This is a genomic window from Microvirga aerilata, assembly GCF_016743775.1.
GTDB lineage: Bacteria > Pseudomonadota > Alphaproteobacteria > Rhizobiales > Beijerinckiaceae > Microvirga > Microvirga aerilata.
In genome coordinates, this window is record NZ_JAEQMY010000359.1 from 1 (window position 1) to 656 (window position 656).

At 60.5% G+C, this 656-nt stretch carries 1 protein-coding gene; it reads left to right on the forward strand.

Features of this window, described 5'->3' with window-relative positions; genetic code table 11:
• Positions 1–156 precede the first annotated feature (156 nt).
• The gene (locus JKG68_RS32815) at positions 157–480 is read left to right on the forward strand and encodes a cytosolic protein (protein ID WP_202066660.1); all 324 of its coding nucleotides are present in this window, start codon (positions 157–159) and stop codon (positions 478–480) included.
• Positions 481–656 lie beyond the last annotated feature (176 nt).

The window sequence follows — 656 nt, forward strand, 5'->3', positions numbered from 1 at the left end:
GACCCTGGTCCATGTGAATGGGGCGGAGTTTGCCCGGCTCAATCCTCAGGCCCAGCACGGCTCCTTCAGCGCCCGCACTTGAATAGATGGCGGCCGGGGGCAGCAGAAGGCAGGCATGGGCCTGACAGGGTGTTGCTCAAGCGAAGGAGAAGCACGATGAAAGCAGCTCTGGTGTTTGCCGGCAGCGAGCCGATTGTGATCTTGACCTCCTATCCCCTGCTGTCAGATCCCGGTTTGCTGCGGACCCTGAAGGCGCGTGGGGTCGGCAAAATCATCGCCTATGAGCTTCCGCTTGAGACGGTGGCGGCCCGCTATGGCGGGCATTTTCAGGTGGTGATGAACGATGCGTGCGACAACGATGACCCGCGGGTGCTTGACATCAAAGGCAATCGCGCCTTTCGGCTCTTCCGCTTCTCGGAGCTCGGCCCGCCTGTGATGCATTATGACGAGCACATTGAGCGGACAGAAACGGCAGCCTGAGCGAACCAATGCTCTTTGGCTGCACGCCGTCTATCATGCCACAGGAGTGCAGCCTGGTTGAGAGCTTTAGGCCACTGAGGAAACGGCGACTCTACTGGGTCACACATGAACATTGCCGAAGGCCAGTTCGCCCTCCCCCTTCGGCCGACGCAGCGAGGCAAACAGGACCCAGCCAT

What these genes read in the sequence shown, in the direction of transcription:
- JKG68_RS32815 (WP_202066660.1), top strand. Translation starts at nt 157, where the DNA reads ATGAAAGCAGCTCTGGTGTTTGCCGGCAGCGAGCCGATTGTGATCTTG.